At 51.8% G+C, this 935-nt stretch carries 2 protein-coding genes; one reads left to right on the top strand and one right to left on the bottom strand.

Annotation, left to right across the window (positions count from 1 at the left end):
- Positions 1–413: Crp/Fnr family transcriptional regulator (locus ABD920_RS22065; protein ID WP_345162413.1), on the top strand; the 413-nt coding region annotated here is incomplete at its 5' end.
- A gap of 4 nt (positions 414–417) precedes the next feature.
- Here ABD920_RS22065 and ABD920_RS22060 read toward each other — a convergent pair.
- Positions 418–935: DUF4386 domain-containing protein (locus tag ABD920_RS22060; protein WP_345162411.1), on the bottom strand; the 518-nt coding region annotated here is incomplete at its 5' end.

The raw sequence follows: 935 nt of genomic DNA, 5'->3' as shown, positions 1-935 counted from the left end.
TCAGGCAGTATGAAATCATCAATGGAGAAGAAAAGAGCACTTATTTCTATTCGGAGGGGGAGGCAATAGTGGCCTTTGACAGTGCCTCTAAAAATGCTCCCTGTACCTTCAGCTGGTTTTGCGAGGAAGACACCACACTGGTTATTGGCAGGCTGGACAGAATCGAAGGCGCATATGCTGAGAACCCCAAACTTGAGAAAATGTCAGGGCTCTTCATGAGCCGTGAATTTGGGAAGTATCAGAACCTGAGTTCCTACTTCATAACACTGAGCCCCGAAAAACGCTACCTGCAATTGATGGAAGAAAGACCGGATTTGATAAACCGCGTGCCCCAGTACCACCTGGCAAGCTACCTGGGCATAAAACCCGAGACCCTGAGCAGAATACGGAAACGAATCTCCGGGAAACGGTGACGACTCACGCTGTGAGCGGAGGCGCAGCGCTTTTATGCCTCACCCAAAGCCACACGCCAAAAGCCAGCTCTGAAAAAGTCATGGGGATGATGAAAACGGCAATGACAGTAATCTTCAACAGAGCAAAGTCAGGGGCAAAGAGGCTAACCAGGCTGTTCATGCCATAGCCTACACCGGCACTCAGCAGCATCCATGCAAACAGTCTTGGGATCCCGTTGACCTTCAACAGAAGAAGAGCGAGGAAAATCAGGTGCAGGCCGAAGAAGATGAGCCCGACGGCAAAACCGTAGTGGTGCATTTTCAGGAACTGCATCGCCTGCGCGGCATACACGCCCACCTGGACTGCGTCTGCCCCAACCGGAGCTGAATACATGTCCCTGGCTAGAAACAGCCCGACAATGGCAAACCCCTTGACCGCGACATAGGCCAGCCTCAGGCTGACCATCAACCATGCAGTGGACTTACCTGCCGAATGGAACAAAGCATACAGGGAAACCGACAGGAGAACATCCAGGATAATGA

Origin of the sequence: Pontibacter saemangeumensis (genome assembly GCF_039541895.1) — a bacterium.
GTDB classification, from domain to species: Bacteria; Bacteroidota; Bacteroidia; order Cytophagales; family Hymenobacteraceae; genus Pontibacter; species Pontibacter saemangeumensis.
Note: the sequence above shows the minus strand (reverse complement) of the source record. Positions and strands in the feature narration are given on the sequence as shown.